The organism is Ligilactobacillus equi DSM 15833 = JCM 10991 (assembly GCF_001435735.1).
GTDB lineage: Bacteria > Bacillota > Bacilli > Lactobacillales > Lactobacillaceae > Ligilactobacillus > Ligilactobacillus equi.
This window is the reverse complement of the sequence record NZ_AZFH01000181.1, coordinates 1-23,137: the sequence shown is the minus strand read 5'-3', so window position 1 is coordinate 23,137 and position 23,137 is coordinate 1. Positions and strand designations below refer to the sequence as shown.

At 41.2% G+C, this 23,137-nt stretch carries 25 protein-coding genes; 22 read left to right on the top strand and 3 right to left on the bottom strand.

Annotation, left to right across the window (positions count from 1 at the left end):
• Window positions 1-15 precede the first annotated feature (15 nt).
• Both FC36_RS09445 and rpmB read right to left on the bottom strand, forming a co-directional pair.
• On the bottom strand, window positions 16-582 hold the full coding sequence (locus FC36_RS09445; RefSeq protein ID WP_025020632.1) for a M15 family metallopeptidase: 567 nt from the start codon (window positions 580-582) through the stop codon (window positions 16-18).
• 72 nt (window positions 583-654) lie between these two features.
• On the bottom strand, window positions 655-840 hold the full coding sequence (gene rpmB / locus FC36_RS09440) for a 50S ribosomal protein L28 (protein WP_010580492.1): 186 nt from the start codon (window positions 838-840) through the stop codon (window positions 655-657).
• 300 nt (window positions 841-1,140) lie between these two features.
• On the opposite strand from rpmB, the gene FC36_RS09435 reads away from it, so the two are divergent.
• The 16 genes from FC36_RS09435 to FC36_RS09360 all read left to right on the top strand — a co-directional run bounded on the left by FC36_RS09435 (window position 1,141) and on the right by FC36_RS09360 (window position 17,553).
• Entirely contained in the window at window positions 1,141-1,503 is a 363-nt protein-coding gene (locus tag FC36_RS09435) for an Asp23/Gls24 family envelope stress response protein (protein ID WP_023860419.1), read from the top strand.
• A gap of 22 nt (window positions 1,504-1,525) precedes the next feature.
• The gene (locus tag FC36_RS09430; protein ID WP_025020633.1) at window positions 1,526-3,217 is read left to right on the top strand and encodes a DAK2 domain-containing protein; all 1,692 of its coding nucleotides are present in this window, start codon (window positions 1,526-1,528) and stop codon (window positions 3,215-3,217) included.
• A 48-nt stretch (window positions 3,218-3,265) separates the two neighbouring features.
• Entirely contained in the window at window positions 3,266-5,305 is a 2,040-nt protein-coding gene (gene recG, locus FC36_RS09425) for an ATP-dependent DNA helicase RecG (RefSeq protein WP_025020634.1), read from the top strand.
• 22 nt (window positions 5,306-5,327) lie between these two features.
• Window positions 5,328-6,359 (top strand): phosphate acyltransferase PlsX, encoded by a 1,032-nt coding sequence (plsX, locus tag FC36_RS09420; RefSeq protein ID WP_023860422.1) that lies wholly within the window; start codon window positions 5,328-5,330, stop codon window positions 6,357-6,359.
• Window positions 6,360-6,427: 68 nt separating this feature from the next.
• Window positions 6,428-6,670 (top strand): acyl carrier protein, encoded by a 243-nt coding sequence (gene acpP / locus FC36_RS09415; protein ID WP_023860423.1) that lies wholly within the window; start codon window positions 6,428-6,430, stop codon window positions 6,668-6,670.
• A 109-nt stretch (window positions 6,671-6,779) separates the two neighbouring features.
• Window positions 6,780-7,469, top strand: a complete 690-nt coding sequence (gene rnc, locus FC36_RS09410; RefSeq protein WP_025020635.1) for a ribonuclease III — start codon at window positions 6,780-6,782, stop codon at window positions 7,467-7,469.
• A gap of 21 nt (window positions 7,470-7,490) precedes the next feature.
• Window positions 7,491-11,045: a chromosome segregation protein SMC gene (smc, locus tag FC36_RS09405; protein WP_025020636.1), complete on the top strand. Its 3,555-nt coding sequence runs from the start codon at window positions 7,491-7,493 to the stop codon at window positions 11,043-11,045.
• Between the two features lie 3 nt (window positions 11,046-11,048).
• Window positions 11,049-12,428: a signal recognition particle-docking protein FtsY gene (ftsY, locus tag FC36_RS09400; protein WP_025020637.1), complete on the top strand. Its 1,380-nt coding sequence runs from the start codon at window positions 11,049-11,051 to the stop codon at window positions 12,426-12,428.
• A 9-nt stretch (window positions 12,429-12,437) separates the two neighbouring features.
• Complete coding sequence (locus FC36_RS09395) at window positions 12,438-12,776, top strand: putative DNA-binding protein (RefSeq protein ID WP_056986871.1); 339 nt, start codon at window positions 12,438-12,440, stop codon at window positions 12,774-12,776.
• 18 nt (window positions 12,777-12,794) lie between these two features.
• A complete protein-coding gene (gene ffh / locus FC36_RS09390; RefSeq protein ID WP_025020638.1) occupies window positions 12,795-14,225 on the top strand; it encodes a signal recognition particle protein in 1,431 nt (476 codons plus the stop codon).
• Between the two features lie 141 nt (window positions 14,226-14,366).
• On the top strand, window positions 14,367-14,639 hold the full coding sequence (gene rpsP, locus FC36_RS09385) for a 30S ribosomal protein S16 (RefSeq protein WP_023860429.1): 273 nt from the start codon (window positions 14,367-14,369) through the stop codon (window positions 14,637-14,639).
• A gap of 20 nt (window positions 14,640-14,659) precedes the next feature.
• Complete coding sequence (locus FC36_RS09380; protein ID WP_023860430.1) at window positions 14,660-14,905, top strand: KH domain-containing protein; 246 nt, start codon at window positions 14,660-14,662, stop codon at window positions 14,903-14,905.
• A 55-nt stretch (window positions 14,906-14,960) separates the two neighbouring features.
• Entirely contained in the window at window positions 14,961-15,473 is a 513-nt protein-coding gene (gene rimM, locus FC36_RS09375; RefSeq protein ID WP_056986870.1) for a ribosome maturation factor RimM, read from the top strand.
• 1 nt (window position 15,474) lies between these two features.
• Entirely contained in the window at window positions 15,475-16,212 is a 738-nt protein-coding gene (gene trmD / locus FC36_RS09370) for a tRNA (guanosine(37)-N1)-methyltransferase TrmD (protein WP_025020639.1), read from the top strand.
• A gap of 115 nt (window positions 16,213-16,327) precedes the next feature.
• Complete coding sequence (gene rplS, locus FC36_RS09365) at window positions 16,328-16,681, top strand: 50S ribosomal protein L19 (RefSeq protein WP_023860433.1); 354 nt, start codon at window positions 16,328-16,330, stop codon at window positions 16,679-16,681.
• Between the two features lie 143 nt (window positions 16,682-16,824).
• The gene (locus tag FC36_RS09360) at window positions 16,825-17,553 is read left to right on the top strand and encodes a hypothetical protein (RefSeq protein ID WP_156409578.1); all 729 of its coding nucleotides are present in this window, start codon (window positions 16,825-16,827) and stop codon (window positions 17,551-17,553) included.
• Window positions 17,554-17,653: 100 nt separating this feature from the next.
• Here the strand turns inward: FC36_RS09360 and FC36_RS09355 are convergent, their stop codons facing one another.
• Window positions 17,654-18,070, bottom strand: coding sequence for an acyl-CoA thioesterase (locus FC36_RS09355; RefSeq protein WP_025020641.1), 417 nt, complete (start codon window positions 18,068-18,070; stop codon window positions 17,654-17,656).
• Window positions 18,071-18,149: 79 nt separating this feature from the next.
• On the opposite strand from FC36_RS09355, the gene FC36_RS09350 reads away from it, so the two are divergent.
• The 6 genes from FC36_RS09350 (at window position 18,150) to FC36_RS09325 (ending at window position 23,059) form a co-directional block, all read left to right on the top strand.
• Complete coding sequence (locus FC36_RS09350) at window positions 18,150-18,698, top strand: TetR/AcrR family transcriptional regulator (protein WP_023860436.1); 549 nt, start codon at window positions 18,150-18,152, stop codon at window positions 18,696-18,698.
• A gap of 131 nt (window positions 18,699-18,829) precedes the next feature.
• Window positions 18,830-19,276, top strand: coding sequence for a MarR family winged helix-turn-helix transcriptional regulator (locus FC36_RS09345; RefSeq protein WP_025020642.1), 447 nt, complete (start codon window positions 18,830-18,832; stop codon window positions 19,274-19,276).
• Window positions 19,277-19,364: 88 nt separating this feature from the next.
• The gene (locus FC36_RS09340; RefSeq protein WP_023860438.1) at window positions 19,365-19,970 is read left to right on the top strand and encodes an ECF transporter S component; all 606 of its coding nucleotides are present in this window, start codon (window positions 19,365-19,367) and stop codon (window positions 19,968-19,970) included.
• A gap of 91 nt (window positions 19,971-20,061) precedes the next feature.
• Window positions 20,062-21,195, top strand: coding sequence for an ATP-grasp domain-containing protein (locus FC36_RS09335; RefSeq protein WP_025020643.1), 1,134 nt, complete (start codon window positions 20,062-20,064; stop codon window positions 21,193-21,195).
• A 407-nt stretch (window positions 21,196-21,602) separates the two neighbouring features.
• Entirely contained in the window at window positions 21,603-22,121 is a 519-nt protein-coding gene (locus FC36_RS09330) for a LysM peptidoglycan-binding domain-containing protein (protein WP_025020644.1), read from the top strand.
• A 14-nt stretch (window positions 22,122-22,135) separates the two neighbouring features.
• Window positions 22,136-23,059 (top strand): YihY/virulence factor BrkB family protein, encoded by a 924-nt coding sequence (locus FC36_RS09325; protein WP_051527949.1) that lies wholly within the window; start codon window positions 22,136-22,138, stop codon window positions 23,057-23,059.
• Window positions 23,060-23,137 lie beyond the last annotated feature (78 nt).

Below are 23,137 nucleotides of genomic sequence, written 5' to 3'. Positions count from 1 at the left end.
TAGTTAATTTTTTATTTAAAATTTATTAGGATCAGCTGCCAGTGGTTGGTAGTCATCCATTTGGCTGTCACGATAATCCCACCATTCATTTTCATAGCCGACAAAGCCAGCTTTCTGCATGGCTTGGTCAAGAATGAGGTAGTGTTTTTGGGCCACCGGCGTCCAAGTTTCAAAAGAGGCGCGCTTAGCTTGTTGGGAAAAATCATCGAAGGCGGTGGGCATTTCCACTTCTTGGCCGGCTAGGTCTGTTAAAGTTACATCAAAAGTTACCCCTTTTTGGTGACTCATATTCGGATTAGGAGGCAAGACAAAAGTCGGATCGGGATAAACTTCAAAAAGTTTTTCTTGCGCGCTTACCGGGCGGTAAGCATCCCAGACTTTAATGCGATAGCCTTGTGTTTGCAACAGGTGGCTGGCATGCGCTAGTTTTTCGGCGGTCCCGGTGCGTGCAATTCCCGTAGTGAAATCATAGACAACTTGCTTGGTGAAATTGTTGGGGGTGGCATAGCGCAAGTCGACGATAATTTGGTCATCAAGAGCTTGTAATTTAGTAAAGCCCGTTTGTGCAGATGTTAAAGTCATATAAAATCCTCCCTGAATGTACAAAAAAAGAGCGAAGCCAAAACTTCCCTCTATAGTTTCAATCACGTTAAATTAAACGCGTGTAACTTTACCTGATTTTAAGGCACGTGCAGAAACCCAAACACGTTTTGGCTTACCATCAACTAAGATGCGAACCTTTTGCAAGTTTGGCTTCCAGCTACGGTTAGTTTGGTTTAAGGCGTGAGAACGCTTCTTACCAAAAGTAGTCTTACGGCCAGTAATGAAATCTTTTGCCATGATTTAATGTCCTCCTTGATAAAATTAGCTCATAAAACCTAGATTAGGTTTTTACAATTACTAATTAAAATTATCATAGATGGCCAATAATTGCAAGCTAAACCTGTAAAGAAAAAATACTTGTCAGCTAAAAAGTGTGTCTGCCAGGGCTTGGAGCGGTCAGAATTCCAGAAATTATTTTTCTGAAAATGAATGAAAACGCAAGAAAAGGGCGGGCTAAAGCCGAAAAGGTTTAATTTTAAGGGCGGATATGATAAAATAGGATATTGATTATCGCCAAGAAGTTAAGGAGGCAGGATTATGGCTGTCAAAATTAATAACCAATACGGTCAAATTGATATTAACAATGATGTTATCGCTACTGTTGTTGGTGGAGCTGCCACAGAAATTTTTGGAATTGTCGGTATGGCCAGCAAGAACCAAATTCGTGATAACTTAAATGAAATTTTGAAAAGAGACAACTACGCTAAAGGAGTGGTGGTACGCCAAGCAGATGAAGGCGTAGCCATCGATGTTTACATTATTGCCAGCTACGGAACAAAGATCTCCGAAGTTTGCCATAATGTTCAAGAACGCGTGAAGTACAACTTGCAATCGATGTTAGGAGTTAAAGCCGACTCCGTTAACGTAATTGTGCAAGGCGTTAGAGTGATTGAAGATTAATTATTTCTTAGGAGGGAATATGGTGGAGATTGTAAAAATCACCGAAAAAGAATTCCGACAAATGGTGAGCGTAAGTTCCCGTAAATTAAGCCGGAACGCAGAATTTATTAACTCGTTAAATGTTTTCCCGGTACCGGATGGTGATACCGGGACCAACATGAGTTTAACCTTGGCTAGTGGGGAAAAATACGTTAACCAAGACTCAGCAACCAGCATTGAAACTTTAGCTAACTCCTTAGCCAAAGGGCTTTTGATGGGGGCGCGTGGAAACTCGGGGGTTATCTTATCCCAAATTTTCCGCGGTTTCAGTAAAGACGTTGTTGGTAAAAGTGAATTAGATGCTACTGATTTAGCTCACGCCCTATCTGCTGGGGTTAAAGCAGCTTACAAGGCCGTGATGAAGCCAACCGAAGGGACTATTTTGACAGTTTCTCGCAAGGCTGCCGAAGAAGCCTTAAAAGTCGCTAAAGAAGGTGGCTCGGTTGTCGAAGTTATGGTTGCAGCGGCTCAAGCAGCGGATGAAGCTTTACAAACTACGCCGGACTTATTACCGGTCTTAAAAGAAGTCGGAGTTGTCGACTCTGGTGGTCAAGGTTTAACTTTTGTCTATCAAGGCTTCGCCGATGCGTTGACTGGTAATGTGTCTGAAGACGACCAACATACGCCAACTATGGCTGAAATGGATGAAATGGTTAATGCTCAACACCACCAAAGTGTGCAAGGCCAGCTAAACACGGAAGATATTGTCTTTGGTTACTGTACGGAAATTATGGTACGTTTAGGCGCCGGACGTTTGGTAACTCACGATGAATTTAATTATGAAGCATTCCACAACGCTTTAGCTGAAATTGGGGATTCACTCTTGGTGATTGCCGATGATGAAATCGTCAAGGTGCACGTGCACACGGAACACCCAGGAACGGTCATGGAATTGGGGCAAAGTTATGGTTCGCTAATCAAGGTAAAAGTTGATAACATGCGCTTACAGCACGAAACTATCTTGGAACATGACAAAGAAGAAGCCAAGAAAGAGCCAAAAGTCAACAAGGAATTAACTGGTGACTATGGTGTGATTGCAGTGTCTTCTGGGGCCGGAATGGCGGAACTCTTTACGAGCTTAGGAGTAACTAAGGTCTTGAGTGGGGGCCAAACTATGAATCCCTCTACTCAGGATATTGTTGATGCTATCCAAGAAACTGGCGCTAAGAAGGTTTTGGTTTTACCAAACAATAAGAACATCTTCATGGCAGCTAACCAAGCTGCTGAAGTCAGCGAAGTTGATGTGGCTGTGGTCGAAACGCGGACCGTGCTTCAGGGGATGACAGCTATGTTAGGCTTTGATAAGGATGCTGATTTAGAAGAAAATAAGGAAACTATGACGGAAGAAATGGCCGATGTGGTTTCTGGACAAGTTACGATTGCGGTGCGTGATACTACCATTGATGGTCAAGAAATCAAAAAAGATGATTATATGGGGATTATTGACGGCAAAATTAAAGTTACGAATCCAGATCGTAAGCAAGCGGCCATTGACATGGTTAAAGCCATGTTGAACGATGATAGTGAAATTGTGACTATTATTGTCGGTGAAGATGGAACCCAAGCGGAAGCAGCTGAAATAGAAGACGCTATTTTAGCAATCGATGAAGATTTAGAAGTTGAAATCCACCAAGGGGACCAACCGGTTTACCCATACCTTGTGGCCGTTGAATAAAGTAAAAACCGTGGCCAGACCACGGTTTTTATGTTAGGAGGAAAAGTCATGACAAAAAGTCTCCAGGATTCAGTTTCTGTATTAAAAGGCGTAGGTCCTAGTAAGGTGACGGCCTTAAATAAATTGGGAATTAATACTATTGAAGAGCTCTTGACTTACTATCCTTTTCGCTATGATGATATGGCAGTCAAGGAGTTAGCTGAGGTTGCTGATGGCCAGAAGGTGACGTTAAAAGGCATCGTAGCTTCCCAGCCAACCTTTGCACGCTTTGGACGAAGTAAAAATCGGCTAAATTTTCGTTTTTTAGTAGAGCATGATATAATTTTGGTAACTTTTTTTAACCAACCTTACTTACGTGATAAGGTGGAAAATGGTCAAGAGATTATCATTTATGGCAAGTATAACGCTAAGCGTCAACAATTATCAGGCATGAAAATTTTAGGGCAAACTAGCCAAGATTTTGCGGGAATTTACCGGGCTAATAAGGATATTAAAGCTTTGACCATCAAGAAAATCGTAGAACAAGCTTTTAACCTTTATCAAGACTGTTTGGTGGATATTCTCCCCACTAGTTTGCGTCAGAAATTTCGCTTAGAAAGTCGCCGTCAGATGATTCACGATATGCACTTTCCGGCTAGCCAAAAGGCTGAACAATTAGCGCGACGATCGGCGATTTTTGAGGAATTTTTCTTATTTCAATTACGTCTCCAGTATTTGAAGAAAGTGAATAAAAAAGAAGCGGGTTTGGTTTTAAATTATGATAGCCAAAAAATCAAAGCTTTTAGCCAAACCCTGCCTTTTGAGTTGACCACGGCGCAAAAAAAGGTAGTTAATGAAATTTGTCATGACCTGCACCGGCCCCTTCATATGAATCGACTTTTGCAAGGCGATGTTGGTTCCGGGAAAACAGTCGTTGCTGCCCTGGCGCTCTATGCAACGGTGACTGCTGGCTATCAAGGGGCCATGATGGTACCCACCGAAATTTTGGCCCAGCAACATGCAGAAAAACTTCAGGCTCTTTTTGAGAAGGTGGGCGTTAATATTGCTCTTATGACCTCCTCAACTTTAAAAACCAAAAAAGCACGTCAAACTAGTCTGGCAGCTTTAGCTCAAGGTGATATTGATGTTGTGGTTGGAACTCAAGCCTTAATCCAAGATGATATTAACTTTCATAAATTAGGCTTGGTGGTGACCGATGAACAGCACCGTTTCGGGGTAAGACAACGCCAGATTTTACGGGAAAAAGGTGAGAATCCTGATGTTTTGGCCATGACGGCGACACCAATTCCACGGACTTTAGCGATTACAGCTTATGGTGAGATGGACGTTTCGATTATTGATACCTTACCAGCAGGCCGTCAACCCATTAAGACCATGTGGCTTAAGAAATCCCAACTAAATGAAGCTTTACAGTTTATTAACCAGCAACTGGCCACTCACAGCCAAGCTTATGTGGTCTCGCCTCTGATTGAAGAGTCAGAAATGATGGATTTACAAAATGCTCAGGAAACTTATGAAAAACTTCGGGAATATTATGCGGGTCGTTATCAAGTGGGACTTTTACACGGCCGAATGACTGCTGAGGAAAAAGATCAAACCATGCAAGATTTTAAGGACGGCAAGTTTGATCTTTTGGTTTCGACAACCGTGATTGAAGTTGGGGTTGACGTGCCAAATGCAACGGTGATGCTGATTTTAGATGCTGACCGTTTCGGTCTTGCTCAGCTTCACCAATTACGCGGGCGGGTTGGTCGGGGGCAAAAGGCCTCGTATTGTCTCTTGTTAGCTGACCCGAAGAGTGACTATGGTCGGGCGCGGATGGAAACTATGGTTCAAACTCAGGATGGTTTTGTCATTGCCCAAAAAGACTTGGAATTACGGGGGCCAGGGGATATTCTTGGTTCTAAACAAGCCGGAATTCCGGATTTTGCGGTTGGCGATCCCATCCAGGATTTCAAGATTCTCCAGATTGCCCAAATTGAAGCCCATGACTTATTGGAACAGTCGGATTTTACGACAAATTCCGAAAATCAAGGTCTGTGGCAATATTTGCGTGAAAGTGGTACGCTAGAAGAAAATTTTGATTAAAAGAAAGAATAGGTAATAAAAAATGAAAATTGCAATTGATGCTATGGGGGGCGACAACGCGCCTCAATCGGTCGTTGACGGGGTCTTAAAGGCCCGAGATGAATTTAAAGATGTCGAATTCCTTTTATACGGGGATCAAGACCAGTTAAAGGCTTTGGTTAGCAACACAGAGCGTATTGAAATTATCCATACGACTGAAGTCATTGATATGAATGACGAACCAGTCCGAGCCATTCGTCGTAAGAAGGACTCTTCTTTAGTTCAAGCAGCCCAAGCAGTCAAGCAAGGTCAAGCCGACGCACTTTTCTCTTGTGGAAATACCGGGGCTCTTTTAACAGCAGGGCTCTTAATTGTTGGTCGGGTCAAGGGCGTGAGCCGGCCTGGTTTACTCTCTACTTTGCCAATTTTGAAGGCTGGAATTGGGGATGGCACTTTCAATCTTTTAGACTCCGGAGCTAATGCTGACAGTAAGCCAGAACACCTTTACCAATATGCTCTTTTAGGCAAATACTATGCCGAAAACGTACGTGGCTTGAAGAATCCCCGGATTGGTCTTTTAAATAATGGGACCGAACCCCACAAGGGAAGCAAGTTAACTTTAGAAGCTCACCAATTAATCGCAGCTGACAAAAGCTTGAATTTTGTCGGAAACGTCGAATCTCGTGACCTTCTAACGGGGGCTTGTGACGTCTTAGTGGCTGATGGTTTCACCGGGAATGCCGTTTTGAAGTCGATTGAAGGCACAGCTTCGGCTACTTTACACCTTTTGAAAGATTCTATTATGGAGGCTGGTTTTGCTGGGAAATTAGGGGCGCTTATGTTAAAGGGTGTCTTTAGTGAATTGAAGGGTAAGATGGACCAATCTCAATACGGGGGAGCAGTACTTTTAGGGGCCAAGGCACCAGTTGTGAAAGCCCATGGGGATTCCGACGGTTTGACAGTTTACTACACTTTAAAGCAAATCAAGACTATGATTGATGGCCAAGTAGTACCGAAATTTACCGCTTATTTAGAAGAGCTTAAGGAAGATGGAAAAGCCATATCCAAGGACTAGACAATCGCATAAAAAAGCGCTACAATACCTTGGTACACTGGAAAGTATCCGAAAGAAGGTTATAGAAAATGACTGAACAAGAAGTTTTTGCAAAAATCGCAGAAATTATCGAAGAACGCTTCGAAGTTAGTGCTGACAAGGTGACTAACGAATTAAACTTTCAAAACGATTTAGATGCAGATTCAATTGATATTGTTGAATTTGTACTTGAATTAGAAGATGTATTTGGTGCCGAAATTTCTGATGAAGATGCGGAACAATTACACACTGTTGGCGATGCGGTAAAATTTATCGTTGCTAACCAAAAATAAAGACAATAAATTGGTTTTTTAACCGAAAAGTCGGGTCGCCTCGTGGCATACGGGGCGGCTCTTTGTTATAATTAAAGAGTATAAAATTTTAAAATGGGAGGTTTAGACCTTGATTATCGGATTAGCTAAGATGTTACGTGAAGAATTTAACATCAAGATAAAAAATTATGATTACTATGATGAAGCATTTACCCATGCTTCCTATGTTAATGAGCACCCAAAAGAAAACCTGCGTTACTACGAAAGAATTGAATTTTTAGGGGATGCGGTCATGCAATTGTGTGTGTCAGAATACCTCTTCAAACGTTACCCTAATTTACCAGAAGGGAAATTAACTCGGCTTAGAGCGGCCATGGTCTGTGAGGATAGTTTTTCTAAATTAGCCTTAGAGTGTCACTTCGATGAATACATTCGTTTGGGAAATGGGGAAGAAAAGGCCAATGCCCGCAAGCGCCCATCACTCTTATGTGATATTTTTGAAAGTTTTATCGGGGCTTTATACCAAGATTTAGGTAAAGAGGTCGTGGTGGATTTTATCAGTCGTGTGGTCTTTTCTAAGTTAGACCAAGGTTGGTTTGACCACCTCTTAGACCACAAGAGTGAATTACAAGAATTGGTTCAAAAAGATGGCGATGCCAAAATTGTTTATGAAGTGCTAGACGCCGTTGGCCCGGATAACGATCGAATTTATACCATGCAAGTCGTAGTTAATGGTCAAGCTGTTGGTCAGGGGCAAGGACACTCGAAAAAGGCTGCAGAACAAGCGGCTGCCCACCAAGCCTTAAAACAATTACGTTAAGCTGGGAAAGGCGGAAATTTAGTGAAATTAACAGCATTGACCATCACCGGTTTTAAGTCTTTTGCACAAAAGACACGGATTGAATTTCAGCCGGGAATGACCGGGATTGTGGGGCCTAATGGATCGGGGAAAAGTAACGTCGTGGAAGCTTTACGATTTGTTCTTGGGGAACACTCCGCTAAAAGTTTACGGGGTGGACGTATGGCCGACGTGATTTTTGCCGGGTCCAGCAAGCGCTCGCCTTTAAACCGGGCTGAAGTTCGTATTGAATTAGATAATAGTGATGGCTTTTTAGCCAAACAACCCGAGAGTATTGAAATTATTCGCCGTCTCTACCGGGACGGTAGCGGAGAATACCTCCTCAATAATAAAACTGTACGGATGCGCGATATTACTGAACTGTTCATGGATACGGGGATTGGGCGTGAATCATTTTCGATTATTTCCCAAGGCCGGGTGGAAGAAATTTTTAACAGTAAACCTCAGGACCGTCGAGGCTTAGTCGAAGAAGTGGCAGGGGTCTTGAAATACAAAAAAGAAAAGCAACATGCCCAAAAGCAATTGGACGAAACTTCCGATCATCTTCAACGGGTGGCTGATATCATCACCGAACTTTATCAACAAAGACAACCTTTGGAAGAACAAGCTTCAATTGCACGGGATTACTTAGATCAAAAGAAACGTTACGATCACTTTAATTTGAGTCGGTTAGTGTTAAATATCGAAAGTAATCAAGCTAAGCACCAAGATGTTTTGGTGCAAGTTGAAGCCAATCAAAAATTAGTGGCGGATTATGAAATCCAAAGTCAAAAGGCTAATAAAGCCATGCAGGACCTGCAAACTCAGCAAAGTAAGCTCGAAGAAAGTTTGGATCAAAAACAAAATCAGCTTCTCGAAGTGACCAATCAGATGGAACGCCTTTATGGTCAACAAAAGATAAGTCAACAAGACCAGGCTTACAAGCAGGAAAAATTGGCGGAATTAAGTCAACAAGAAACCAATTTGCAGGCGCAAGTCAGGGATATAACGGCGGAAATCACCCGAGTTCAAGCCACGGTGACAGATCTCGAAGCTCAGGCTAGTGATTTGCAAAGGAAATTGACGAATCTCAAAGCCCAAGCAGTGGTTTCGCCGACAGACTTACGTCGCCAAGAAGAGGTTAACCGACAAAAAACATTGCAAGTAATGCAAACTGAAGCTAACTTGGTTAGCCAGCTAGAATACCTCAAGCGCGAACAAGCCAAGCAATCAGATGATTTAGTGGCTGATCAGGCAGCCCTTAAAGAAATTGATGCGCTTTATCAAGCCGAAGCACAAAAGGAAGCTCAAGCGCAGACCAACTTAGCTGAAATTGAGGGCCAACATGCTCAAGCCAAGGCAAAAGAAAAGGCGAGCTTAGAAGCGACGCAAGTTCTCCAACGGCGTTTGGAAGAACAAGAAAAGCGCTACTATCAAGCTAATGATGTTTTAAAGCAAGCTCAAACTAGAGAAGAAACTCTTAAACGGGTGGCTTTGAGTCATCAAGGTTACTACCAGGGAGTCAAAAATATCATGCAGGCTCAAAAGAAGTTGGTCGGCATTATTGGACCTGTGGCTCAATTATTACAAGCAGACCAGACTTATAGCCTTGCTTTGGAAACAGCCTTGGGAGCCCAACTTCAAAACGTGGTGGTAACGGACACTCAAGCCGCCAAACAAGCTATTAATTACTTGCGTAAGCAAAAATTAGGGCGAGCCACGTTTTTACCATGCGATGCCTTAAAGCCTAAGCGTTTGTCAGCTCATCAACTGGAAGTCGTGGCAACGACACCTGGCATTATTGGGGTGGCTAGCGATTTAGTCCAAATTAAGATACCTAATCCTGTCGTGGCATCGTATCTTTTGGGGGCTACTGTGATTGCGGAAAACTTAGATGCTGCGACGATTTTAGCCCAAAAACTCAACCACAGCGTGAAGATTGTAACTCTTCAAGGTGATCTCTTAGCTAGTGGGGGAGCCATGACCGGAGGACAAAATAAGCAAGCTGGGATGGGGCTTTTGGAACAACGAAATCAGTTGGAAAAGCTACAAAAAGATGTGGGCTTGATGCAAGAAAAATTAGCCACAATGCAAAACATGGGGCAAAAAACGCGTCAGGAATTAGAAGTTCAACAAGCCCAAAGCAAGCAAGCCACCTTGACGGTAGTTGATTTGAGTCAAAAATTAACCCAAGCTCAACAAGAACATCAATTAGCTAGTGTACGGCTGAAATATCAAGCAGAACAAAGAGCCAAATTGCTGGCTAACAACAATTTAAGTGACGACTTTTTGAATGACTACGAAGCCAAATTGCATGACCTGGAAGCCCAATTGGCTCAAACTAAGCAAGCTAAGGCAGAACTTAGTCAAGAAGCTAACCAATTACAAGCTAATTTACAAGCAAGCAGTGTTTCTTATGAAGGTGCTTTAAAGAAGCAAGGGGAAATTGAACAAAAGTTAGCGGTCGTTAAGGAACGCTTGACTAGTCAAAGTCAACGTTTGGCTGATTTGAGTAAGCAAAAACTACAACTCGAAACCACCCTGGCCGCTAACCAGACTGAAGTGGCCAACTTAGAAAAAGTTAGTCCCGGTCCAACCGAGGGAAAATTGCAAGTACAGTTAGATGAATTGGAAGCCAAGCAAGCTGATTTACAGGCCACAATTGCTAAACTGAAAGAAGCAAGAACCGGTGGTAAAGATGAACAAGTTAAGGCGCAACTGCAAGTCAACCGTTTAGGTGACCTTCAAAGAGCGGCCTTAGATGAACAGGCTAACTTGGCGGTGCGTAAGAGTCAAATTCAAGGCCTGTTGAAAAATGACCTGGATGAATTGGCCAATAGCTATGCCATGACTTACGAAGCTGCTAGCCAAGATTCCGATTTAAATCGGGATTTAGCTTACGTTAACCAGCAAATACGGCTTTTGAAACTAGGTTTAGAAGATCTGGGTGAGGTTAACTTAGGGGCTATTAAAGAATTTGACCGGATCAATGAACGTTACGAATTCTTAACCAAGCAACAAGATGACCTCTTGAATGCCAAGGAACAATTGATTCAAAGTATGGATGAAATGGATGCCGAAGTGAAGAAGCGCTTCTTAGCGACTTTTAATGCTATCTCGGCTTCTTTTGAAAATGTCTTCCCGCAAATGTTTGGTGGCGGATATGCCAAACTGAAGTTAACCGATCCCGATGATCCTTTGACGACGGGAATTGAAATTATGGCCCAACCGCCGGGCAAGAAGTTCCAAACTTTAAGTCTCTTGTCTGGTGGGGAAAAAGCCTTAACGGCTATGGCCTTGCTCTTTGCCATTTTAAAGGTTCACCCGGTACCATTTGTTATCTTGGATGAAGCGGAAGCGGCTTTGGATGATGCCAATGTGCAACGTTATGCCCAATATCTGCAAAACTTCGATAGTAAGACCCAATTTATCGTGATTACTCACCGTAAGGGAACGATGATGAATGCTGACGTTTTATACGGGGTTACCATGCAAGAATCAGGAGTTTCGTCCGTCGTCTCTGTGGCGGTCAAAGATGATCAAGAAGAAAGGAATTAGAATATGGGACTTTTTGATAAATTAAGAAAAGCCTTCGGGGCCAAGGATCCTGAAGACAGTCAAAGTGAAAGTCAGTCAACTTCAGAAGTTGCGAGTAGTCAAGTTGATAGCCAAGCGTCCACAACCGTTGGGAGCTCTGATCAAGCAAGTTTAAGTTCCAGCGTCAATCAAAGTATGGCTCAAAGTGCCAGTATTAGTGTTAGCCTGAGTTTAGCGGCAAGTGAAAGTACTAGTGTTAGTCAAAGCCAAGCAGAATCCGAAAGCTTAAGCTTGGCAATGACCAGTCAAAGTTTGAGTGAAAGTACAAGTTTAGCAACCAGTCTAAGCGCATCAACTAGTACGAGCTTGAGTGAATCAGTTAGCCTGAGTGTTAGCGCCAGCGAAAGTGAAAGCCTCAGCGAAAGTCAAAGCTTAGCTCAAGCAGAAACTGTTAGTTCAGAAAATGAAGAAACCAAGCGTTATACCAAAGGTTTAGAAAAATCACGGACCGGCTTTGGGGCTAAGATTAACGCCCTTTTAGCCAATTTCCGGCGGGTGGATGAAGATTTCTTTGAAGAATTAGAAGAAACCTTAATCGAGGCCGATGTGGGTTTTGAAACGGCTATGCAAATTTCGGAAGAACTTCGGCAAGAAGTTAAGCTCCGCAATGCCAAGAAGAAATCTGATATTTCAGATGCCATCATTGAAAAATTGGTGGACATGTATGAAGCTGAAGGTCAAGGAGAGGACAACCAACTTCATTTTGCCACGCAAGGACCAACCGTTGTCCTCTTTGTTGGGGTTAATGGGGTAGGAAAAACCACTACGATTGGGAAATTAGCCCACCGTTACCAAAGTCAAGGTAAGAAGGTTTTATTAGCAGCGGCGGATACTTTTAGAGCCGGGGCTATTCAACAATTAGTTGAATGGGGAAAGCGCACCAATGTTGAAGTTGTGGCTAAACCAGAAAAAAGTGATCCCGCAGCTGTGGTCTTTGAAGCCGTTAAAAAAGCAAAGGCAGAAGATTACGATATTTTATTCGTCGATACAGCCGGTCGTTTGCAAAACAAGGTTAACTTGATGAAGGAATTAGAAAAAATTCAAAGAGTGATTATCCGTGAAATTCCGGAAGCGCCACATGAAGTTATTTTGGCTTTGGATGCCACAACCGGGCAAAATGCCCTCAACCAAGCCAAGGAATTTAGTCAAGTTACCAAGGTATCGGGGATTGCCTTGACTAAACTTGATGGAACCGCACGTGGAGGGATTGTTTTAGCCATTCGTAATGAATTGCATCTGCCAGTGAAGTTAGTGGGTTTAGGCGAAGGTATGGACGACTTACGGGACTTTAATCCGGAAGAATACGTCTATGGTCTTTTCCAAGGCTTGGTTACTCCTAAGTAGAGGTGGCATATGGCTTTGGAAAAAACCAATCGGATTAATGCTTTGTTTGAGTTTTATGAACCGCTTTTGACTGAAAAACAAATGAACTATATTGCCCTTTATTATCGGGATGATTATTCCTTGGGTGAGATTGCTGAAAACTATGAAGTTTCTCGGCAAGCAGTTTATGATAATATTCGGCGTACGGAAAAAATTTTGGAGGAGTATGAAACTAAGCTTCAACTTTTTCAGCGTTTTCAAGCTCAAAGCAAGCAAACCGATGAACTCGAAAATTACGTGCGGGAAAATTATTCTCAAGATGGAAGACTCTTGGCAATGATTGAGCAGTTAGCTCGACTGGAAGAATAGGAAAGATGGTGTTGTAATATGGCATTTGAAGGTTTAACAGAACGTCTCCAAAATGCGATTAGCAAACTGAGAAAAAAAGGTAAAATTACAGAATCTGACGTCAAAGAAGTTATGCGCGAAATTCGCCTGGCTTTATTAGAAGCAGACGTTAACTTTAAGGTTGTTAAAGACTTTGTAAAGACTGTGCGGACACGTGCGGTGGGATCGGAAGTGCTCGAGAGTTTAACTCCGGCCCAACAAATTGTTTCCATTGTAAATGAAGAATTAATTAAGGTGATGGGGGATGAAGCGACCCCATTGAACAAGTCTCCTAAGATTCCTACCATTATCATGATGGTTGGGCTCCAAGGGGCCGGGAAAACAACTACAGCCGGTAAATTAGCCCTCAAACTCAAAAATGAAGAAAATGCACGGCCGTTAATGATTGCTGCTGATGTTTACCGACCTGCTGCCGTTGATCAATTAAAGGTAGTGGGGGAAAGTATTGACGTGCCGGTTTTTGAAATGGGGACCGACGTTGACCCTGTTGAAATTGTACGCCGAGGTTTAGCTCTAGGACGAGAAAAGAAAAACGACTATATCATCATTGATACGGCTGGGCGTCTGCAAATTGATGAGAAATTGATGGATGAGTTAAAAAACATTAAGGAATTAGCTCAACCTAACGAAATTCTCTTAACAATTGATGCCATGACGGGACAAAACGCCGTGGAAGTGGCCCAAGGTTTCAATGACCAATTAGATGTTACGGGGGTTGTCTTAACTAAGTTAGATGGGGATACCCGTGGTGGGGCGGCCCTTTCTGTCCGAACGGTAACGGGTAAGCCAATCAAGTTCATAGGGGAAGGGGAAAAGTCGACCGATTTAGATGTTTTCTACCCTGACCGAATGGCTTCAAGAATCCTAGGGATGGGGGACATGTTGACCTTGATTGAAAAGGCGCAGCGTGACTTCGATCAACAAAAGGCTGAGGAAATGGCTGAAAAAATGCGGGCTAACACCTTTGACTTCAATGATTTTATCGACCAATTAGAACAGGTTCAAAAAATGGGACCATTGGAAGATATCATGAAGATGATTCCTGGAATGGCTAACAACCCAGCCTTAAAGAATGTTAATGTTGATCCCAAAGATATTGAAAGAACTAAGGCCGTGGTCTACTCCATGACTCCTGCGGAAAGAGAAAATCCTGACCTTTTAAACCCAAGTCGCCGGCGACGGATTGCAGCGGGATCTGGGCGGCCGATTCAAGAAGTTAACCGCATGATTAAGCAATTTAAGCAAATGCAAGACATGATGCAAAAGATGTCTAAAGGTAACTTTGCCGGTATGGAAGGTCTCTTGGGTAACGGAATGACTGGTAAGTTAGCTAAGATGTCCATGAACCGTATGATGCGCAAAAACAAAAAACGTAAATTAGATAAATTAAGAAGACGGCGGAAAAAATAAAATAGTAAAAAGCCGATAAAATGGGCTTTTATTGGAGGAAAAGAAATTTTTTTGAGACTGTCAAGAATTTTTCCTTTACACCAGATTGATTTACTGGTATATTAATAAACGTTGAGAAGATAATAGGAGGTGCAAAAATTTATGGCAGTTAAAATTCGTTTAAAGCGTATGGGTTCTAAGAAAGCTCCTTTCTACCGTATCGTTGTTGCTGACTCACGTTCACCACGTGATGGTCGTTTCATCGAAACTGTTGGGACATACAACCCATTAACACAACCTGAAACAGTTACGCTTAAGGAAGAAGAAATCATGAACTGGTTGAACAACGGTGCACAACCATCAGACACAGTTCGTAACATTCTTTCAAAGAATGGCGTAATGAAGAAGTTCCACGAAGCAAAATTTTCCAAGTAATTAAAAGGTAGTTGAAACATATGACACCAGCAGATGTGACGGAGTTAATTCTAACCATCATTAGGCCATTAGTGACCGAACCCGATGTGGTACAAGTTGCTGTGGTTGAAGATGCACATTTTCTGAATTTCAATGTAACAGTTGCCCCCGCTGATATGGGGCGGGTAATTGGAAAAAATGGTCGGGTCGTTTCCTCGATTCGGACCATTGTCTACGGTGTCCATTTGAGTCAACCGGCTCGGATGCGCCTAAACATTGTGGAATAAAAAAGCCTCCAAGCCTAGCTTTGAGGCTTTTTTTCTTAGAATCAAGGAGGAAAACATGGAATTTTATCAAGTCGGAAAAATTGTTAATACACATGGTATCCGGGGTGAAGTGCGGGTGAAGTCTACGACTGACTTTAATGACCAACGTTTCGCACCAGGACAAATTCTTTACATCGTCCAGGGAAAGCAGGCACCCGTGGAAGTCAAGGTGAAGTCTCACCGTCAACACAAGGGATTGGATCTATTAGTTTTTGAAGGCTTAGAAAATATCAACTTAGTAGAACAATACAAGCAAGCTGATCTAAAGGTTTCCAAGGACCAACAAGCAGAATTGGACGAAGGTGACTACTATTACAATCAAATTATCGGTTTAGAAGTAGTTGACCAAGAAGATGGGACAGTTTACGGGACTATCAAAGAAATTTTATCACCGGGGGCAAATGACGTTTGGGTTGTAGGTCGTAGGGGGGAAGATGATATCTTATTGCCGGCAATTGCCGATGTCATCAAGGAAATTAACCTGGACCAAAAACAAGTTATAGTTGAAATGATGGAAGGACTGATTTAAGATGCGGATTGATATACTAAGTCTTTTCCCTAACATGTTCCAACCCCTCAGAGAGTCGATTGTAGGTAAAGCCGAAGAAAAAGGACTCTTAGATATTGAAGTTACAGACTTCCGTGACTATACCACTCAAAAACAAAACCACGTTGATGATGCCCCTTACGGTGGGGGAGCCGGGATGTTACTTCAAGCTCAGCCCATCTTTGATGCTTTAGCCGCGACTCAAGCTAAGGCTCAAACTAAGGGGCGGGTTATCTTGCTAGATCCAGCTGGTAAGAAGTTCGATCAGAGTGTGGCCGAGGATTTAGCTAACGAAGAGCATTTAACCTTTATTTGTGGTCATTACGAAGGGTATGATGAGCGAATTAGAACGCTAGTAACCGATGAAATTTCCCTAGGTGATTTCGTTTTAACTGGTGGTGAATTAGGGGCAATGGTCATTGTTGACGCGACTGTTCGCTTGTTACCTGGGGTTTTAGGCAATGGTGAATCTGCACCAGGTGATTCTTTTTCAAGTGGTCTCTTAGAATACCCTCAATACACACGTCCGGCTGATTTTAGGGGGATGAAAGTTCCTGAGGTCTTGACTAGTGGGAACCACGCTAAAATTGCTGAATGGCGTAATAAAGAGGCTTTAAGGCGGACTTTTGAACGCCGACCTGATATGTTGAAAAATTATGAATTATCTAAGCAAGAAGCTAAGTGGCTACGGGAATTTCAAACTGAAAGCAAAGAATCCTAAAAAAAGCTTTACTTAAGTGCTAAATCATGGTAAATTAGTCTTTGGCATATTAATGCTATAAAAACGATAATCCGCTGCACCTGGACATGATTATCAGTGAAAGGAAGAAAAATTAATGTCAGTAAACCCATTAATCGCAAAGCTTACACAAGCTCAATTACGTAACGATATTCCAGAATTCCGCGCTGGTGACACTGTTCGTGTTCACGCACGTATCGTTGAAGGATCACGTGAACGTATCCAAGTTTTCGAAGGTGTTGTTATCAAGCGTCGTGGTGAAGGTATCTCAGAAACTTACACTGTTCGTAAGATGTCAAGTGGTATCGGTGTGGAACGTACTTTCCCATTGCACACACCACGTGTAGATAAGATTGAAGTTGTACGTTACGGTAAGGTTCGTCGTGCTAAGCTTTACTACTTACGTGCATTGCACGGTAAGGCAGCTCGTATCCCAGAACGTCGCCGTTAATATAGACTCGAAAAGTCTAATCTTATATGGATTAGGCTTTTTTTGTATAGATTTTGGGCTCTCAGATTAAACACCTAGTCAAGTTGTCATTAGTTTGGTAAAATGGATAAGTAAGATATTATTAAGAAACTAAGGTAAAATATATGAAAGACAGACGATGGGGGCTGATGTTTGTTGCCTTAAGTGCGGGGATGCTTGTTGCAACTAACGCCCGAGCAGACAGTGGTGACACTAACAATGCGCCGGTGATTAAAGTTACAGCTTCAGCTACTAAGTTAAACGATAGCGCTAAGTCGGTGAGTTCTACGGAAGTTGAAACCGAAGAAGTTACTACTGATGACAAAGCGTTAGTAAGTTCAGAAACGAAGAAGGCTGTGGATGTTGATCGTGATAGTCAAGAAGATGACAGAGAGCCAGTTGAAGTAACTGTCAAGGCAGCGGTTAAGCTCGATGATACTAAAGCAGTGACTGAAAAAACTGATGATATACGTGAAACAGGCAGTGATGCAACTGAAACGACAGGAGAAACAAAAACTTCGATGTTAGTGAGTGCTGTGCCTGAAAAAAAGACTGTGGTGGAAAAGGCGGTTGTAAGTACACCGGTTGTGGCAAAGTCGGTAGCAATGAATACGGCTAGTATAGGTTCAGCATATGCGACTACTAATCCGCCTGAAACAGTGGTGGAAACGACCAAAAAAGTTGATGTTGATTGTCGTCCGGTCAAGCAAAAAACTAACTATTCGCTTTTTGATCCGCATAATGACATTTTACGACAAAAGTTAGTCATGGTTGGTGCGGGTTTTGTCAGTGTTAGTTCTCTGTTTGGATTGGTGGTTATTGACCACTACCAAGGCAAGAAATACTTGGGCTAAGTCAAAGAAGAGGTTTAAAAAATATAAAAAGAACCGCTGAAATTTAACGCCATCTTTTCAAGTTGCGTGATTTTAGTGGTTTTTTACTTTGAGTCTTTTCTCAGTTTTCTTGTACAATTAAAGCAGTAAGGCTTTGGGAAAATTTAGGGTGGTCTTTATTAAGACGTAAAATTTTACCATCCATGGTGGTAAAGCAGTGTTCTGATTGTCCCTTACAAATAAGCACTCCGTCTTGGTTAGTCATCTTGTAAGCTAAGGTTAATTTAACTCCGGAAAATTTAGTGACCGACACATCAATGCTTAAAGTGTCAGCAAAGGTCGAAGGCTTAAGGTATTTACATTTAACGGCGACTACAGGGGAGATAATACCTTGGGCTTCGAGCTTGGCGTAGTTCCAGCCGATTTTATTCAAAAAGGAAACCCGCGCTTCCTCCATGAAACGAATGTAATTGGAATGGTGGGTAATCCCCATGCGGTCAGTTTCGTAGTATTGGATATAGTGTTGATAGACTTGCATAAATTGTTTCCTTTCAGTATGATAATCATATTATAGCGCAATTTTATTGATGTTAGAAATAAAAGAAAGAGGATTGTAGATGACTAAAATAAGAGAAAGAAGAAGACTACAAATTGTGCAAAGTTTTCGCCAACTTTTATTTCAAGAACCGCTGGAAAAAATCAGTATTGAAGAAATTTGTCAAGAAGCTCAAATTCACCGTTCGACTTTTTACCGTTATTTTCAAGATAAGGATGATTTATTTCGCTTTTTATTTGAAACGTACTTTGTTGAACAGTTAGACAATACAAATTTAGTAACTTCAGTGATTCATCTTATTTTGCGAGAAAAAAAGATTTTTCGCAACATCTCAATCAATAACCAGCGCAGTTTTGCCTATTGGTTGATGATTGATATTGTAGCAGCGCGGCTTGAAGAGGCAGCCAAGTCAGGTGAGTTGGCTCAAGCACCGGAATTATGTGTACTGGCCACTATGATTACTGGTTCTACACAACCGGCTTTAACTGCTAAGATGATTGCGGGGGCTTTTTTGGTACTACTATTTGAGTGGATTGATAGCAACTATCAAATGACAGCTCAAGAGGTAGAAGACTTGGTAAAATCCCTTTTCAATGCCAAGTTTAATTAAAAAAATGAGTTAAAAAAATTTTACATAAAGATAAATATGGTGTAAAATTGATTCTAATAAGGATAGCTCCTTAGGTAATGAAAACATAAGTGATTTATAATGAGACTCAATGCGGATATGGAGGGATAGCTATGAGTTCTTTACAGAAGATGATGCTTAATTTAACACAATTAATGCGTCTACGTGAACACAATCGTACTTTTTCAGAATTGGAAAAGTTAGGGGCGATTGATATGTACTATCTTGAAGCAATTTATCAATTAAAGGATCCAACGGTTGGGACAATTTCACGCCTTTTAGGGCAATCAACGCCAAACACTAACTATCACATTAAGAAGTTAATTAATATAGGTTTGGTGGAAAAGAAGGTGGATGAAGAAGACCACCGGGTAGCTCATTTAATGGTAACCAATAAGTACACCAGTTTAATTTCTGATGATCAAGAGTTTTGGCAAAGTTTTCAAGAACGCTTAGAAGATCAAGTTGACCCTACGGACATTACGATTTTCCAACGGGTTTTACGCCAAGCCATTGAAATTATCAGTGAGGAAAATTTGGAAACACTTGAACAAAAATAAGCAAAAGCCCTATGTCAGGGCTTTTTTGCATGGTAAAGTTATGGTATAGTTGCAATGACAACGCTATTACGTTCGAGAGGTATAAGTGATGAAGAAAAAACAAAATTTATTTAAGCAAGTATTGGTGGCACTTTTTTGTGCCATTGTGCTTGTTCAGACTTCAATTCCTTTTTTGGGTTACATCCCCTTAGGAGTTTTGAATTTAACTATTATTCAGATTACTGTAATTGTGGCAGCCTTAACTTTAGGTTTAGGGCCAGGAGTGACGGTAGGTTTTTTTTGGGGCGTGGTAACTTTTATTCGGGCTTTTGTGGCACCTACGAGCCCTTTAGCAGCGATTGTCTTTGTAAACCCGATTATTTCAGTTGTACCGAGGATGATGATTGCCGTGATGGCCTTTTACAGCTGGAAATTTTTTAACAAATTTCTTAAAATTGAAGGTCTTTCCTTTAGTTTGGCAGCTATTTTAGGGGCGTTGACTAATACGATTTTAGTCCTTGGGGCTATTTATCTCTTCTACCGGGGCCAATCTCATGCCTTATATGCTGTTTCAACGGACAAATTATTGCCCCTCTTACTAGGCGTTGTAGCGACTAATGGAATCCCTGAAGCACTTTTATCGGCTGTTATCACGCCAGTAATTGTGATACCGGTAAAAAAATTAGTAGATCGTAAAAGTAAAAAAAATAAATAAAAATTTCTGACTTAAAAGTTAGGGGAAGCGACTAATTATGGTATGATAGTAGCTAAGAAATAAAGTTGTAGACGAAGGTAGGTCACGGAAAATGGAAAATAATGTCTTATTTCCTGGAAGTACAATTGGAATTATTGGGGATAGCCCAAGTGGAGTTATGTTAGCCCAAGCTGCGCAACACTTAGGTTTTAAAGTCGTATCTTACAGCAGACACGAATCCAGTCCGGTATTGGCCCACGCAGATGTAGCCTTAGTGGGCAGGTTAAATGATAAAGAAAAATTAGCAGACTTTGCGCAGCGGTGTGATTTGGTAACTTACGAATCTGATGAAATTGATGTGCAAGTGATTCGTTATTTGAGTCATTTTACACGGGTACCACAAAATACAGAATTATTAGAGTTGACACAGGATCGGCTATTAGAACGTGCCTTTTTCGAACAAATGAATGTCAATATTGCCCCTTACGCAACTATTATTAATTTAGATGATATTTATCAAGCTATGCCATCAATTGGTTATCCCTGTGTACTCAAGCCTATCCAAAAGGATTTTAACCCCAAACGTATCAGGGTGATTCGAAAACAAACTGACATTGCAGACTGTGCTGAATTAGTGGAAAAAGGCACCTATATTTTAGAGTCACATGTTGATTTTGAACGTGAAGTTTCTTTAATTATGACAAAAACTCAAGATCAAAAAGTGACATCTTTTCCTTTGGTAGAATGTCGGGTAAAAGAAGACCAAACCTTAGCCTTAGCAAGTATGCCGGCCCAATTAGATACGGATACCGTGCAGGAAATTGAACGTTTAGCCCAAGAAATAGCACAAAAGATTAGTTATGTGGGCTGTTTTGAATTGTCCTTTTATCTAACTAAAAATGGGACGCTCTACTTTAACCGTCTAACACCGGCTCTGAGTAATGCAGGCTATATTTTCAATAAAACGGTCAATGTCACCATGTTTGAGCAACATTTACGTGCTTTGGCACAAATCCCTTTGGTACAGCCAGAAATTGTGCATCCTGGAGTTTTGTTCTTTATTACAAAAGAAATGGAAAATGCTCTCCGTACCCAGTGGGTTTTAAAGGATAATTGGTTTTATGATATGTATCGTATCCCAGAAGTTATGCAGCACAAGACTAGTAACATCGGGCACGTTTTAGTTTTAGCAGAAAATGTGCAAATAGCACAACAACAGATTGAAAATACCGGAATTTTGAAATAATGATGTTAAGTAGGTATCTCTGAGAAAGAAACTTACTTATTCTTTTAGGTTAAAATTGGAAGAAATTTTAATATAGGGTAAGAAGACTTCCGAATTTCGTTCAAGTGATGAATTGCCCTCGTTATTAAACGTAACTGGGTCTTACAAACTCACAAGAACTAGGGAGACTCAGGTATAGAAAAACCAAAAAATTAAGTTAAATAACATTACCGACTGATATTCAACTTGTTGGTAATAAAGGGTGCTTGTCAAACACCCAAATGTAACCACATCAGGTAGGAGTGTCTGGCTTGCCTTGAAACGCTTGAACTACTGACTGTATGGTCGTGAGTTATGCCCCCCCGAGCTTATTAGGGGGTGACGATAAAATATAAATGTGTTGAGATTGTATGTGAGAGGATAATAATATGTCGACAAGAAGTAAACATAAAAAACATAGACTTAGCAAAGTTTGGTTATGGCTACTAGGAATCTTAGTTGCCATTGTAGTGGTGGTATTTGTCAGTCAATTAAGTTTTGTCAAGGACCGTCTCGCTCAAACGACAGGTAACGTGGCAGTTTACCAAAAGCAAGAATATGAGAAACAAAGAGCCATTGCGAAGAAGAAGTATGGGCAACAAGCTACTTCGTTTAGTGAAACAAGCCAAAAATCCCTCAAGAAAACTAAGACAAAATATACTTACTATACCGTACAATCGGGTGATTATTTATCCACGATTGCTCAAGACTATGGATTAACAGTGGAAGAAATTATGAAATTAAATAAGCTCGATAGTAAGGTTGTAAGTGTAGGGCAAAAATTAAAACTGCCTAAAAATGCCACACAAACAAGTCGTAACTCAAGTACCAATAGTAGCAATGATAATTATTACGGCGACACTTCAGATGATACAGACACCAGTGCTACAACTGGGGACGCCTACTAACAGAGGATATGGCTATGAAAGTAGCGTTTAGGCGCTTTAAAGACTCATTTACGAAATTTGTCAAAATTTTTGTGGAACGTTTTACTGATTCAGATATCAATAATATTGCCATCGTCATTGCTTATTACACTTTACTGGCAATGTTACCGTTATTAATCGTAGTCGGAAATATTTTGCCCATGATTAATTTGTCGGCGACGACAATTTTGGCTTATATACAACCAATTTTACCTAAAACGATTTATCGCACGATTGCTCCATTAATTAAGACGTTTCTTACCCAAGGATCAGGGGGGATTGCCTCTGTGAGTGGGCTTGTGGCCTTGTGGGCCGTTTCGCGGGGGATTAATGCCATTAATGTTGCTTTTAATCGTGCTTATGGTGTTGGACGGAAACAAAGTCCACTTGTTACACGTTTACTATCCTTTTTATTTACGATTTTAATTGGGGTGTTAATTTTCATTTTATTTGTGACTTTTTCTTTTGGACAAGTCTTTTTAGAAAACGTTGCGCCTATTTTTAATTTACCTAGTGATTGGTTAGCAACTTTCTTACGTTTGCGGATGCCAACGGCAACCTTAGTAATTTTCATTACTTTTTGTATCTTGTATCGGTTATTACCAAATGCAAAAATTCATTTTGTGAATATCTTACCAGGAGCATTTTTAGCTACCTTGAGTTGGCTTTTGATTTCACAACTTTTTTCCTATTACATTACCTATATTGCGCGCTCTGTCCTCAGTTATGGTACAATTGGAACCTTTATTGTTTTAATGTTTTGGTTGAATTTTACTTGTTGGGCAATTATTTTTGGCGCCGTGGTTAATGCAACTTTTGAGTATTGGCGCTTTGGTGAAGTTAAGACACGAACCCACCGGTGGAAAACATACCTGCATCGTAAAATTAAGAACACTAAAAAATCAGCTTCGGAAAAATGAAGCTGATTTTTCTTTATACTAATTTATCACAGGGGCAAGAAGACTCCCGAACTTTGTTCGGGTGATGAATTGCCCCAT